Origin of the sequence: Seonamhaeicola sp. ML3 (assembly GCF_023273855.1) — a bacterium.
GTDB lineage: Bacteria > Bacteroidota > Bacteroidia > Flavobacteriales > Flavobacteriaceae > Seonamhaeicola.
Genome location: NZ_CP096884.1, coordinates 2532022 through 2545215 on the forward strand (window position 1 = coordinate 2532022; position 13194 = coordinate 2545215).

At 34.5% G+C, this 13194-nt stretch carries 14 protein-coding genes; 9 read left to right on the forward strand and 5 right to left on the reverse strand.

What is annotated here, in order from left to right; genetic code table 11:
- Positions 1-7 precede the first annotated feature (7 nt).
- From M0214_RS10930 to M0214_RS10945, 4 genes are all read right to left on the reverse strand, one after another.
- Complete coding sequence (locus M0214_RS10930) at positions 8-901, reverse strand: IS3 family transposase (RefSeq protein WP_371873555.1); 894 nt, start codon at positions 899-901, stop codon at positions 8-10.
- Positions 859-1230: a transposase gene (locus M0214_RS10935; protein ID WP_248722598.1), complete on the reverse strand. Its 372-nt coding sequence runs from the start codon at positions 1228-1230 to the stop codon at positions 859-861. Before M0214_RS10935 ends, M0214_RS10930 begins: the two co-directional genes overlap by 43 nt.
- Before the next feature lie 129 nt (positions 1231-1359).
- Positions 1360-2238 (reverse strand): esterase family protein, encoded by an 879-nt coding sequence (locus M0214_RS10940; RefSeq protein WP_248722599.1) that lies wholly within the window; start codon positions 2236-2238, stop codon positions 1360-1362.
- 114 nt (positions 2239-2352) lie between these two features.
- Positions 2353-2712: a hypothetical protein gene (locus tag M0214_RS10945; protein WP_248722600.1), complete on the reverse strand. Its 360-nt coding sequence runs from the start codon at positions 2710-2712 to the stop codon at positions 2353-2355.
- 366 nt (positions 2713-3078) lie between these two features.
- Between M0214_RS10945 and M0214_RS10950 the strand changes: the two genes are divergently transcribed.
- The 7 genes from M0214_RS10950 (at position 3079) to M0214_RS10980 (ending at position 10677) form a co-directional block, all read left to right on the forward strand.
- Positions 3079-3468, forward strand: a complete 390-nt coding sequence (locus M0214_RS10950; RefSeq protein ID WP_248722601.1) for a group III truncated hemoglobin — start codon at positions 3079-3081, stop codon at positions 3466-3468.
- A 329-nt stretch (positions 3469-3797) separates the two neighbouring features.
- Entirely contained in the window at positions 3798-7091 is a 3294-nt protein-coding gene (gene ccsA / locus M0214_RS10955) for a cytochrome c biogenesis protein (RefSeq protein WP_248722602.1), read from the forward strand.
- A 118-nt stretch (positions 7092-7209) separates the two neighbouring features.
- Entirely contained in the window at positions 7210-8100 is an 891-nt protein-coding gene (locus tag M0214_RS10960) for a DUF2167 domain-containing protein (protein WP_248722603.1), read from the forward strand.
- A gap of 152 nt (positions 8101-8252) precedes the next feature.
- On the forward strand, positions 8253-8822 hold the full coding sequence (locus M0214_RS10965) for an RNA polymerase sigma factor (RefSeq protein WP_248722604.1): 570 nt from the start codon (positions 8253-8255) through the stop codon (positions 8820-8822).
- On the forward strand, positions 8822-9016 hold the full coding sequence (locus M0214_RS10970; RefSeq protein ID WP_248722605.1) for a hypothetical protein: 195 nt from the start codon (positions 8822-8824) through the stop codon (positions 9014-9016). The genes M0214_RS10965 and M0214_RS10970 overlap by 1 nt, the downstream gene beginning before the upstream one ends.
- An 11-nt stretch (positions 9017-9027) precedes the next feature.
- Positions 9028-9855: a mechanosensitive ion channel domain-containing protein gene (locus M0214_RS10975; protein ID WP_248722606.1), complete on the forward strand. Its 828-nt coding sequence runs from the start codon at positions 9028-9030 to the stop codon at positions 9853-9855.
- A 120-nt stretch (positions 9856-9975) separates the two neighbouring features.
- Positions 9976-10677, forward strand: a complete 702-nt coding sequence (locus M0214_RS10980; protein WP_248722607.1) for a hypothetical protein — start codon at positions 9976-9978, stop codon at positions 10675-10677.
- A gap of 38 nt (positions 10678-10715) precedes the next feature.
- On the opposite strand, the gene M0214_RS10985 is transcribed toward M0214_RS10980, so the two are convergent.
- On the reverse strand, positions 10716-11585 hold the full coding sequence (locus M0214_RS10985; RefSeq protein ID WP_248722608.1) for a DUF4349 domain-containing protein: 870 nt from the start codon (positions 11583-11585) through the stop codon (positions 10716-10718).
- A gap of 131 nt (positions 11586-11716) precedes the next feature.
- On the opposite strand from M0214_RS10985, the gene M0214_RS10990 reads away from it, so the two are divergent.
- Together M0214_RS10990 and M0214_RS10995 are read left to right on the forward strand one after the other, a co-directional pair.
- Positions 11717-12607 carry a hypothetical protein gene (locus M0214_RS10990; protein ID WP_248722609.1) on the forward strand — a complete coding sequence of 297 codons (891 nt, stop codon included), beginning with the start codon at positions 11717-11719 and terminating at the stop codon, positions 12605-12607.
- Positions 12604-13092, forward strand: coding sequence for a hypothetical protein (locus M0214_RS10995; RefSeq protein ID WP_248722610.1), 489 nt, complete (start codon positions 12604-12606; stop codon positions 13090-13092). Before M0214_RS10990 ends, M0214_RS10995 begins: the two co-directional genes overlap by 4 nt.
- Positions 13093-13194 lie beyond the last annotated feature (102 nt).

Below are 13194 nucleotides of genomic sequence, written 5' to 3' on the forward strand. Positions count from 1 at the left end.
ATTGATTTTACGCTGCATTTGTATATACCATTTCAGGTGTTTTAAAATCTAAAGATAAATGTAATCTTATAGAGTTGTATAAGTTGATAGCATTTTTTGCTGCACGCTTAGCGTGTTTCAGGCTGTCAAAGGTCTGGTCGAGATAGAACTCGTCTTTAAGGATGCCGTTTACACGTTCTGCAAGTGCGTTTTCGTAGCAATGATTGTCTTCGGTCATACTGATTTTGATGTTTTTATTTCTTAGAATGTTAGTGTAAAGGTTACTGCAATATTGGATTCCACGGTCAGAGTGGTGTACTTGAGGCGTACGCTTACCAGACTGTTTCAGGGCTTTTTGAAGAGCCCTTACACAGCCTGCCAGCTCAAGGCTGTCACTAAGGTCATATCCTACTATCTTACGGCTGTACATATCTGTAATGAGGGCAAGGTAGGAGAAGCCATTGATAGTTCTGATGTAGGTTATATCGCTTACCCAAACTTGGTTTGGTTCCTTTATTTCCAAATCCTTGATGATGTTCTTGTACTTGTAGAACCTGTGGAATGAGTTTGTGGTTTTATGATGTGCTTTCTTTCTGTGAATCAGCATATTGTGTTTTCTTAAGATGTTAAACAAGGTGTCTCTACCGACATTTAAGCCAGCTTGCTTAAAGTTGTTATCTAGAGACTTAATAAGCTTTCTGGTGCCTTCTCTAGGCAGGGATTTACGTCTCTGCTTGACTATCTGAATGGTTTTCTGTTCAATCTGTAATCGCTTGTCTGCTCTACGTTTATACTTGTAGTATGCATCGCGTTTAAGACCGAAGAAGCTGCAAACAGTAGCTAAAGAAGCAAATCCCCTAGACTTTTCCCTGGCCTTTATCAGGGCTTGATATTTAGCTTTTTTTTTAGCTCGAGGACAGATTTGTAGCCTAACTGTTCTGCGGCTACTTCAAGATAGGATTCATCTACAAGCGCATCCATATCCTTTTTCAATAAGAGTTTCTTGAGCTGTTCAATCTCTTTTTGAAGCTGTTTGATACGTGTTATCTCGTCTTTTGTTTTCACGGTTACTCGTGTGTTCATTAAGTCCTTACGGTTGTACTTCTTGATCCATTCGTTAATGGTAGAAGAGTTGATGCCGTAAGCCTTGCCTAATTGATACTTGTTTAGTTTTCCGGTGGTAAGTTCGTCTAAAATTTTGAGTTTAAAAGATTCTGAATACCGTCTAATTACTTTGTCATTTTTGTACATAATTGTTTAAGATTATGTAGCCTTTATTCAGGACGGGTCATAATTAAATACAACGGTTAATGTAACCGTTTGTTAATTGTTAAAAGTTAATATATGTCTGTTTAGTACTGCGGTTAAAGTTTCTTACCGCTATTTCCCTTCAGTCAAATTGTTTTTTAAGAACTCCAATGCATCTGGAATTGAATTATCGATACATGTTTTGTTATGCTTTCCATTGGTAACCCTAAATTCATGTTTAATATCCTTTTCATGAAATAGTATATGCAATTCAGCATTAGGAAGTGAGTGGAAATCGTCATCGCAGGTTTGGATATACCACTTTTTGCTTTTAAGAATTTCTACATCTACCTTTTCGGCAATATACAGCGCGTTGTTATTGACATAAACTTCATTTGTTCTTTCTTCTGGGCTCAAGTTTTCTCCGTACAAATGCGCATGAAAGCGTTGATAATATTTCTCTAAATCTTCAACCATTTGTTTTTTTGTGCTTATTGCTCCCATGAAGCTTACGCAAATTCTAAACTCTTCTGGGTTTATCATGGTAAATCGTAATGCTCCAAATCCTCCCATTGATGATCCCATCACAACGGTTTTCTGAGTGGATTTGGTCAATGCGTATCGTTTTTTCATTTCAGGAATAAATTCGGAAGTAAACATTGATGCGTATTTCTCCTTACCTGCATAGTCATCGATATACCAAGATTTTCCTGCATTTGGACAAACTATAATTGTTTCAGGAAAACGCCCCTTTGTAATTAAAGAATCAATGTCTTTGATAATGCCTTTGGAATGAGGACTATTATTATTACCACCAAATCCATGCAAGAAATAAATAGTAGGGTATGCTTTTACAGTATCATAATTGGGTGGTAAATATATATTGTATTTAACCTCTTTATTTAGAACTTCACTTTGAATGATTTGATTTTCAAGAACTTCTCCATTTTGTCCAAAAATTGAGATATTTATGAAAAGGGTTAAGGCTAATAAAAGGTGTTTTTGATTCATATCGTGATTGAATGATGCTTAATAGTTTTGTATGAGTATTAATAAATATTTTTAGGTTAATGATGCTCGTAATTGTGAGTGGATTTGAATGTAGTCGAATCCCCGTAATTGCTGTTATACATTTTCACCCAACGTTTTTTTTATTCCTATTTTATTTTCAATCCAATCGTGAAAGTAAATTGCTATTCCGATTGCAGTATGAAAACCTATTAATATTTGTCCAAGTAATTCTGTCGAGCCTTTGGAATTCAGTCTGAAAATCCCAGAAATAATATGGTATCCAGCTAATAAAAATAGTCCAGTGTTAGATTTACTGGATAAAACCCAACTTATTAAAATCAACTGTATAGTCAGTCTTCCAAGTTGTGAAGGAAGTCTTTCTTCTCCAACTTTATTATAAACTAAAATCATTAAAATTATTTCAATTATCAATGTCAAAATTATTGCTGAAATCAAAATCGGACGTTCTTTCATTCAGTTCGTTTTTTTAGGAAAATCAGACACGAAATGGCGGTTAAAATCAGAATTCCGATTGCTCCAAAAATTATCAAATTCAGCCACATTCCAACATTATGAATTCCCGAAGCAAATTTCTTTAGCAAAGGTTCAGCTGATAAAATCATAACTGTTGTTAAACAGATGAAAATCAAAAAATGAATTCCTATTATTTTTCTTTTTCTCAATGTTGCTCTTAAATTTTGGGTAACGTGTATATTAACACAATCGTGTTTATATACACTATATCTATTTGGTTAAAAATAGTTAATATTCTTACATATCCAATGGGCTTTTTATAGAATTAAAGGAATGAGTCATTGAAGTTTTATCTTTGCATTTGTTATGAGTAAACCAGATATACAAAATAGAGAAGATGTTTTTGTCTTGGTCTCTTCTTTTTACGATAAGGTTAAAAAGCATGAGTTTTTAGGACCATTTTTTAAACAGGCTATTAATGATTGGGATGCCCATATCGAAAACTTAACCAATTTTTGGGAATCTAGTCTGTTTTTACAAACGCGGTATTACGGAGACCCTCTGAAGGTTCATGTTAAAGTCGATGAGGTTAACAATAATACAATAACCCAAGAGCATTTTGGACACTGGCTAAATTTATGGTTCGAAACCATAGATGAGCATTTTGAAGGTCAATATGCTATGAATGCTAAACGGCGCGCCCAGAAAATGGGAACGTTTCTTTTTTTAAAAATTTTTGAAGCAAGACAGGTTTAGTCAGTCGTGTTCCACTTTATAGGAGTCACTCGAAGGTTTAGTTGTTGTCTCTTTGTCATTCCTACGGAGGTAGGAATCCATATTCTAAAGAACTACATTGCCATATCGCACGTATGGGTTTCTCAAATAGCTTTGTTGTTTTTTGAGCCAAAAAGGAAAGCAATTAGATTGAGATTTGAAACCTCTACGTTTTTATGTCGTAGCGAGATATGAAAGTTTGCATAGATGCTTCTATTTTAGTCACTGGTCGCCTGTCTTTATATAAACTTTAACATTATAAAATGAACTTAAATCCGTAAATTTGCACGACCTTAAAAAAGGTTTGTATTATGCAAAAAACACTCGCCAAAATTCTCTTTTCTACACGTCTTACAGGTATTTTATTTATAGTTTTTGCTGCGGCAATGATTTGGGGCACTTTCGCCGATGCCAATGCAGATACCTCACCTACAGCATACACCAGAAATATAATTTATAATGCATGGTGGTTCGAAGCCATAATGGGGCTGTTTGTTGTTAATTTTTGTGGAAATATTTTTAGATACAGATTATACAAAAAGGAAAAATGGGCCACCTTGATATTGCACGTGGCTTTCATCTTTATTTTTATTGGGGCATTTGTAACACGGTACATTGGTTTTGAGGGGATGATGTCTATCCCAGAAGGGGGCACAGAAAACGTTTTTCTCTCCAGAAAAAACTACATAACGGCCTATGTAGATGGTGATTATCAAATTAACGGTGTTCAACAGCGTTTACCATTAGAATATGAAGTCGATTTTTCAAAGCGACTGGATAATACATTTAACGTTGAAACCAAATATGATACCCAACCCATTGCTATAGAACTAGAGAAATTTGTGGTTGGTGCCGAAGAGGATATTATTCCTAACGAGAACGGTGAGTCTTACTTGAAAATTGTTGAATCTGGTGGCGGCAGTCCGCATAATCACTTTTTAAAAGTAGGTGAGCAAGCCAGTATCCATAATGTTATTTTTACATTAAATAACCCAGCTAAAGGTGCGGTTAATATATTGTTTCAAGGCGATTCGTTAGCTATCGATTCTCCATTTGAAGGCACTTACATGACTATGGCTACCCAAAAACAAGGCTTGCTAATAAAAGATAGTTTACAACCTTTAAAGTTACGATCGCTATACAGAATTGGAAATATGCAAATGGTATTTCCAAAGCCTGTAGTTAAAGGTGTTTTTGATGTGGTTCAGAAATCTCAAGTGCTAAAAAACGACGAAGATGGTATTGTACTCAAGGTTACTACAGGAGGAGAAACAAAGCGTGTTGGTATACTTGGCGGACAAGGTATGAACAAACCTTTCAAACAAATTAATATTGGCGGTCTGGACTTTGCCTTTAAATATGGCGCGAAGGTTTTAGAATTGCCGTTTAGCATTAAACTCAACGATTTTCAAGCCGATAAATTTCCGGGGTCTGATATTAATTCAGCTTACGCCAGTGAGGTTACCGTGATAGATGAACAGGAAGGCAGTTTTGACTATAGGATTTTCATGAACAATATTTTAGATCATCGTGGATACCGATTTTTTCAATCTAGTTTTTTTCCAGACGAGAGCGGTACCATTTTATCTGTAAACCATGATTATTGGGGAACTTTGATTACTTACATTGGGTATTTCATGCTTTACTTTGGCTTAATGGCAATTTTGCTTGTTAAAGGCACCAGATTTTCAGATTTAAGAAAGCAACTTAAAAAAGTCAAGGAAAAGAAATCTAAGCTTCTAACAATACTGTTGCTTGGGATGTCGCTAACAGGATTTTCACAACAACATTCGCATAGCGATGGTCATAACCATGAAGCACACGCCACAGCGCCAGCAAAATTAACCAAAGCACAAATAGATTCTATTCTAACGGCCAATATTACGCCCAAAGATCATGCTGAAAAGTTTGCGCATTTGGTAATACAGGACCTTGATGGCCGTATGAAACCAGTAAGTACCTACGCTTCAGAAATGCTTAGGAAATTGAGTAAACACGATACTTATGAAGATTTCGATGCGCATCAGGTGTTTCTATCTATGCAGGAGAGTCCAAAACTTTGGTATAATGTTCCGGTTATTTATCTCGCTAAGAAAAAAGCCGATACAATCAGGAACATAATCAACACAAGTGTAGATGATAAGTATGTAACCTTGGCAGATTTTTTTACGGACCGTGGTAACTATAAGCTACAACCTTATTTAGAAGATGCCTTTAGTACAAATACACCAAATGGTTACCAGAAAGAAATTCAGGAAGCGCACAAACGTGTTAATTTATTGTTCAACACCATTGAGGGCACATCCTTAAAGTTGTTTCCGGTTCCTAATGATTCCAAGAATACTTGGATTTCATCTTACGATTACAGGATGGGGCAATATGAAATTCAAGACTCACTTTACGGTAGCTTTATAAAAAATGGATTTACGGCCTATTTAGTGAAACTCAACGAGGCTAAACGTAACGGCGACTTTTCAGATGCAGAGAAGTTGTTGGCGGCTTTCAAGAAAACACAGCATAAGTATGGAAGCGAAGTTATGCTTACCGACGAAAAAATACATGCAGAGGTATTGTATAACAAGTACGATATTTTCAAGAAACTATTTAGCTGGTACATGTATGCAGGTAGTTTGATGTTTATATTATTAATAGTTCAAATCTTTAAAGACAAAAGCATGGTGCTCAGTAAAGTCATTTCTGTTTTCAAATGGATTATTGTTGGTTTGTTCTTATTGCATTTAGGAGGTTTAATAATGCGTTGGTACGTTTCTGGGCATGCCCCGTGGAGTGATGCCTACGAGTCTATGATTTACGTAGCCTGGTCTACAATGTTATTCGGCTTAATTACCGGTATTAGTAAAAAGCAAAAAAAGGCAAGTTTAGATGATATAGTTCCTGCTGCAGCGAGTGTAGCCTCACCAATTTTTGGAATATTAAATCGACGAGGTTCAGATTTAACTGTGGCAGCGGCAGCTTTTGTAACGTCTATGCTGTTAATGATTGCGCACTGGCAATGGATGGATCCTTCAATTGGGAATTTACAACCCGTATTAAATAGTTATTGGCTTATGATTCACGTTGCTGTTATTGTTGCAAGTTACGGTCCCTTTACCCTAGGTATGGTTTTGGGTGTAGTATCATTGTTTCTTATGGCCGTAACAACATCAAAAAACCGAACCAAAATGGATTTGAATATTAAAGAACTAACCATAATTAACGAAATGGCACTCACTGTTGGTTTGGTTATGCTTACCATAGGAAACTTTTTGGGAGGAATGTGGGCCAATGAAAGTTGGGGCCGCTATTGGGGTTGGGACCCAAAAGAAACCTGGGCGCTTATTAGTATTATGATATATGCGTTTGTCATCCATATGCGATTAATTCCAGGATTACGTGGGCGTTGGTTATTTAACCTATGTTCTGTAATAGCCATATCGTTTATCATTTTCACTTATTTTGGGGTGAATTTCTATTTGTCTGGCTTACACTCCTATCAATCGGGACAGCAACTAGATAGCTTTAAGAGTATTGCTATTGCAATAGGTTTTGTTGCCATATTAGGGTTCTTTAGTTATAGGGGCTATGTTAAGTATTATAAAAAGTAGTTTGCGTAGTTTTTGAGTACTGGAAACTTCATGGTAATTTGTCTTATTATGAAGAAAATTCGTAGGTTTGAGTGAGGCTTTTTTAACATGTCTTACTAACCAACTAATTCAAACTTTTATGCGAAATCTTTTCCTTTCCCTGTTTTTCTTTACTTCTATTTTTACCTATGCTCAAGAAGAACAAGACTCACTAGCTATTAATTTAGAATCCTATCAAAAAATGATGGATAGCTTAGACCATTCATTTACCTACAAAACAGGAACAATAGACATAGGAGATGGTTTAGCGACAATTGAGGTGCCAGAAGGTTTTAAGTTTTTAGATAGTGAACAAAGTAAAAAGGTATTGACCGATTTATGGGGGAATCCACCAAGCGAAACTATGGGTATGCTGTTTCCTGAAGATATGACGCCTCTGCATGAAAATTTCACCTATTGTGTGGAGATTGAATATGCAGAAGAGGGGTATATTGATGATGAAGATGCCGAAGATTTAGACTATGACGATTTACTAGAAGAAATGCAAGAAGATACCAATGCAGCCAATGAAGAACGAATTAAATTAGGATATGAAACCGTAGAATTGGTTGGTTGGGCATCTTCGCCTTACTATGACCAAGAAAATAAAAAACTACACTGGGCCAAAGAGTTAAAATTCGAAAATACCGAAGTAAATACGCTTAACTACAATATTAGGGTATTAGGCCGAAAAGGATATTTAAACCTAAACGCGATAGGCGATATTACGATGTTAGAGGCCTTTAATACAGACCGAGATAACATTCTGCAAAGTGTAGAATTTACCGCCGGAAATCGCTACTCAGATTTTAATCCAGACATCGATAAGGTAGCGGCCTATGGTATAGGAGGTCTTATTGCTGGTAAGATTTTAGCTAAAGCCGGATTTTTTGCATTAATCTTAAAGTTTTGGAAATTTATTGCCGTTGGTGCCGTTGCTCTTTTTAGCGGTTTCAGAAAAAAAATATTTGGCGGTAAAAAGGAATCTTGATACAGTATTCGAAATCTAAAACAAGCGAGTATTGGTAAAGATTTGACTGCCTAAAAACCGGTTAAAGAAATATATCTTAATGATTTTTTAAAATTAGTGACCTATCACAAAACGATGGGTCTTAATCAAAAACTAATAGCGATAAGCTAAACTTGGAAACCCTAAAGAACATTAAAAAGCTTCCCGATGAAGATCTCGTGAAGGCAATCGTAAAGAATAACGATACGTTGCTTTTTGAGGTGCTGTATGATAGGTATGCTATGCTTGTTTACAATAAATGTCTGGGGTTTGCCAAAGATACAGACGAGGCCAAAGATTTAGCACAGGATGTCTTTTTAAAGCTCTTTGTTAAATTGGCAAGTTTTAAGGCAAAATCGAAGTTTTCAACCTGGTTATATGCGTTTACCTATAATCATTGTGTAAATTATGTAACTAGGAATACTGCTAAAAAGTTTCAGAAAAAAGCAGTAGATTATAAAGATATTGAAAACCTTTCTGAAGATGAAGACGATAACAGTTTATTGTCAATGAAGGTAGATAAGCTTAAAGTAGCTTTAGAAAAGATTTCGCCAGATGAAAAAATGATTCTATTGCTTAAATATCAAGACCAACTATCTATTAAAGATTTGGAAAGTGTATTAGCAATAGGAGAGAGCGCTGTTAAAATGAGAATAAAGCGTGCAAAAGATAAATTAATAACCGTTTATAACAACCTTAAGTAATGGATAATCCATTTGAATTTGTAAATAAGCCTCTTAAGGAAGTTCCTAAGGAACTAAAGTCCAAAGTGATGAGCGATATCGCTATGGCTAAGTTACTCATGGAGTTAGCGGCCCTTTTTTCATATAATATAGGCGATATCATAGAATCGGTTATTAACCAAAGAGACCAAAAAAACAATAACGACCCTAACTAAAAACAAATAAAATGGAAAAAGCAACGGAATGGAAAAACATAGCTGTAGAGTCCCTACAGGCTATGTGGATTGAAATAACCAAGGTGTTTCCAAGTATTATAGGCGCCTTAATTATACTTTTTGTAGGTTGGTTGATCACTAAACTATTAGTCCGTTTAATTAGTAAAGGATTAAAGCTCGCTAAAGCCAATAAACTTGATGATAAGCTCAATGAAATAGAGATTATTGAAGGAAAGAAACTAAACTTCGATACGATAAAAATTGTATCTAAGTTCGTTAAATGGGTGATGTATATCATGCTTATCATTATGGTTTCAGATATATTGGATTTAACAATTATTTCTGAACAGATAAGTAACCTATTAGGGTATTTGCCCCAGTTGTTTGCAGCTTTAGTGATTTTTACAATAGGATTAATCATAGCTAACGCCATAAAGAAGGGCTTGAAGTCCTTTTTTGAATCTATGGATTTATCTGGTGCTAAAATTATTAGTCAGGTCGTATTCTTTATTATTTTCATTTTTACCACTATAACTGCGCTAAACGTTGCAGGTATAAATACAGATATTATAACAAGTAATATCACGATGATTTTAGCGGCATTTTTACTGGCTTTTGCCCTAGCATTTGGTTTAGGAGCCCAGAAGATTGTAGCAGAATTATTAAAAACGTTTTACGCTAGAAAAGCATACGAAATAGGACAAGTGATAGAGTTTAACGATATACGAGGCGAAATAGAAGCAATTGATAATATGTGTTTAACCTTAAAAACGAAAACAGGTAAATTGGTTGTTCCCATAAAAGATTTGGTTGAGAGTCGAGTAAGAATACAGGATTAACTTTTAGTTAGGGTTAAAATTTGGTTGGTTACGTTCTGTAATTTTGAAACGCTCTTAAAGGTCCCTTTCATTTATTTGGAAGGGGCTTTTTTTTGTGATAAATTCGGAAAAATATTTTTTATGAAATTCATTTGTCTAATTGCTCTACTATTGGTTTTAAATTTAAATCTAAACGCTCAAGCCAAGATTCCGGAAGATTATAAGTTGGTTTATGCTCAAGATTTTGAACAACCCCAAGCAATAACAGATTTTGAGATGTCTGATGAAACCGCATGGAAAATCAATGAAGACAAAGGAAACAAATGTATTGAGCTTTTTGATAAAAGCGAATATGAGCCAATAGTGCGCTCTCCATTTAACATGGCGGTATTAAAAGGTGTTATTTTGAGTGATTTTGTTTTGGAAATCAAACTAAACCAAAACGGTAGGGAGTATGGACACAGGGATTTATGTTTAATGTTCGGAATAAACAATCCTTCCAATTTTTATTATACACATATAGCCTCTAAGTCTGATGCGTATGCTAATAGCATTTTTATTGTAAATGATGAACCTAGAGTAAGTATCGTTTCTCAACGAACCGATGGTACTAACTGGGGAGCTGTAGATTCATGGCATACCGTAAGGGTAGTTCGTAAAGTGGAAGAGGGGATTATAGAAATTTATTTTGACGACATGGTAAAACCTATCATGACAGCAGTAGATACACATTTTAAATCAGGTTATATAGGTTTTGGTTCTTTTGATGATACCGGTAAATTCGATGCCATAAAAATTTGGGCGCCAAAAATTCTAGAGAAAAAGAGCAGATTTTTTAAATAAAATCCCTTTCCCGATAAGAAAGGGATTTTTGCTAGTTATTAACGTTTATGTCGTAGACGTTTTCTAATATAGATTATCAAAACAACTGCCAGTATAAACAATGGCCAAACGTGAAGTAACCCTAGCAGCAAGTTTTCAATAAGTTCCCAACCATTAGAAAGTGCATTTTTGGTTTTAGACCAGAAAGTTTTGTTATATGCTACTGGTTCTTCTTTGTAATCTACAGTTTCATATAAATCAATATGAATAGTGCTAAAGGCCACTTTGTTACTTAAATATTTTAAGCGACCCTGAGCTACTTCTATTTCCTCTTGTATAACTCTTAGTTTATCTTCGGTTGCCAATATATCTTCAACAGTTATGGCGTTTTTTCTCAAAATGGATTCAATACGTTGCTTTACTTCTATTTTGGTCTTAAGACGCGATTGAAGGTCTACATATTCTTCGGTAACATCTTGAGTTGTGACATTTTCATAATCTACAAATTCAGCAAAATTACCAATAGAATCCATAGCAATATCAAAATACTTTTGAGGTATTTTAATGGTAAATCTATTTGATTTTTGATAGAGGTTGTTTTCAAAGCGCATATCGGATATATAAGCGCCGTATTGACTTATCACCTGTTTTATTTTATGAGTGGCAATTTGTACGTCCTTTACCTTGTATTTGGCTTTAGCCGTTTTTATGATTTTTAGATTCTTGGGTGTTTTGTTTGTAAAGGTTCCAACTTTTAAGGTCTGATAGGAATCATCACTTGAAACTGATTCATACTCTTCCTTGATGTCCACTTCTTCTAGAGCTACATTATCTTCAAACTTTGCTGAATTCTGACAAGCAAAAATGAAAATGAAAGTGAACAGTGTAAGTCCTATTTTAAATTTTGTTTTTAATGGTTTTGCGTTCATAATTTTATATTTTTAAGAATTATGTAACAAACCTAGATTATGAAGTTTAGTGTGAGTTGTAAAAGGTTTGTACAACGTTTGTAAATTAATTTACAATATGTAAATAGACTGTTTTTCAGTGATATACGAATTTGGATAAAAACGATACTTACTATTTTCTTAAATTAAAAAAGGCGGTTGCTTCTGCCTTTTTAGAAAGACACGGTGCACCAGAATCTATAAAAGATTGGAATGGTGAAACCATCGTTTTGTTTCAAGAAGACTTGTTCGAAAAGGTTAAGACTAAAGTGAGTGAGAAATGGTTTTACACTTATTTTAAAAACGAATCAGAAAAGCTACCCAGGATAGATATGCTCAACCTTTTGGCTAGCTATGTTGGATTCGAAAACTGGTATGCTTTTAAAACCTCTCTAGAAACACCAAAGAAGAAAAAAAGCGTTAAGAAGCGATATCTGTTTTTGTTATTTCCCTTTATAGTTTTTGCAATCCTGTATTTTGGAATGGATAAAGAAAACGAGTTTCGTTTCTGTTTTGTAGATGAGACCAGAAACACGCCTATTATTAATGAGCCATTAGACATAAAAATAATAAAAGACCATGAATCGCCTATCTATCTTAAAACAGATAGTTCTGGCTGTTTTACATTTAAAACAAAACAAGACTATTTAAAATTTGTGGTGCAATCACCATTTTATAAAACAGATACCATTGTTCGGTATATAGATTCTAATATTAACCGAACTGTAAAGTTATCATCAGATGATTATGCCCTAATGCTCCATTATTATTCTAACGGAAATGTTAAAGATTGGGAAAAACACAAATCTCAACTTAATGACTTAATAGCTGAAGATGCTAAAATTTACCAATTATTTGATGGTAACATGGGAGTTGAAATGTACTCAAAAGCCGAATTTATTAGATTGTTGACCATACCTACACAGCGTCTAAAACGCGTTAAGATTTTGAATAAAACAATGCGAAACGAAAAAATTGTTAAGCTAAAATTTATAATCAAATGAAAAAACTAGCTTACATATCATTGGTACTTTTATTAATGCTTTCATGCAAGGAACAAGCCATGAAAAATGATAAAGCCTATGAGGTTGTTGAAGAAACTTTTATGGAAGACGATGTTTCTAAATCTTCAGAAATAAATAGCTATGAAGCTTTGTCCATTCAAAAACTAACCGAGTATTTTGATTTATTGAGGTTAAAAGCTGAGCATCCAGAATTTGAGGAATCCATTATTTCCCAGTTAGAAAATTATACTTCGGAATCGTTGATAAAGGGCGTTTTGAGTAGTGGCTTCACTATTGAAAATATTGATCAGATGGGAGGGCCCAAAAAGATATCAGATTCAGTAAGTAAAATTCAATTTCAATTCGATATTGTTTCTGAAAGCACTACTTTAAAAGATTCTGTTTTTGCAATTGTTACTTCAAAAGACGTCGTTTTAGAAGGTGAAGTATTGAAATCTATAAAAGTGTTTTTCTCGAAAGAGTAATACGCTCTGGATTCCTGCCTGCGCAGGAATGACAGGACTATATTGTTTTTTCTGAAATTTAAAATCAGATTTTCCTTTTAAGTTTCTTAATATGAATATAAT

Bases quoted from the DNA above. Each gene is read 5' to 3' on its own strand.
- M0214_RS10935 (WP_248722598.1), bottom strand. From the start codon at position 1,230: ATGTACAAAAATGACAAAGTAATTAGACGGTATTCAGAATCTTTTAAA.
- M0214_RS10940 (WP_248722599.1), bottom strand. From the start codon at position 2,238: ATGAATCAAAAACACCTTTTATTAGCCTTAACCCTTTTCATAAATATC.
- M0214_RS10945 (WP_248722600.1), bottom strand. From the start codon at position 2,712: ATGAAAGAACGTCCGATTTTGATTTCAGCAATAATTTTGACATTGATA.
- M0214_RS10950 (WP_248722601.1), top strand. From the start codon at position 3,079: ATGAGTAAACCAGATATACAAAATAGAGAAGATGTTTTTGTCTTGGTC.
- ccsA (WP_248722602.1), top strand. From the start codon at position 3,798: ATGCAAAAAACACTCGCCAAAATTCTCTTTTCTACACGTCTTACAGGT.
- M0214_RS10960 (WP_248722603.1), top strand. From the start codon at position 7,210: ATGCGAAATCTTTTCCTTTCCCTGTTTTTCTTTACTTCTATTTTTACC.
- M0214_RS10970 (WP_248722605.1), top strand. From the start codon at position 8,822: ATGGATAATCCATTTGAATTTGTAAATAAGCCTCTTAAGGAAGTTCCT.
- M0214_RS10975 (WP_248722606.1), top strand. From the start codon at position 9,028: ATGGAAAAAGCAACGGAATGGAAAAACATAGCTGTAGAGTCCCTACAG.
- M0214_RS10980 (WP_248722607.1), top strand. From the start codon at position 9,976: ATGAAATTCATTTGTCTAATTGCTCTACTATTGGTTTTAAATTTAAAT.
- M0214_RS10985 (WP_248722608.1), bottom strand. From the start codon at position 11,585: ATGAACGCAAAACCATTAAAAACAAAATTTAAAATAGGACTTACACTG.
- M0214_RS10995 (WP_248722610.1), top strand. From the start codon at position 12,604: ATGAAAAAACTAGCTTACATATCATTGGTACTTTTATTAATGCTTTCA.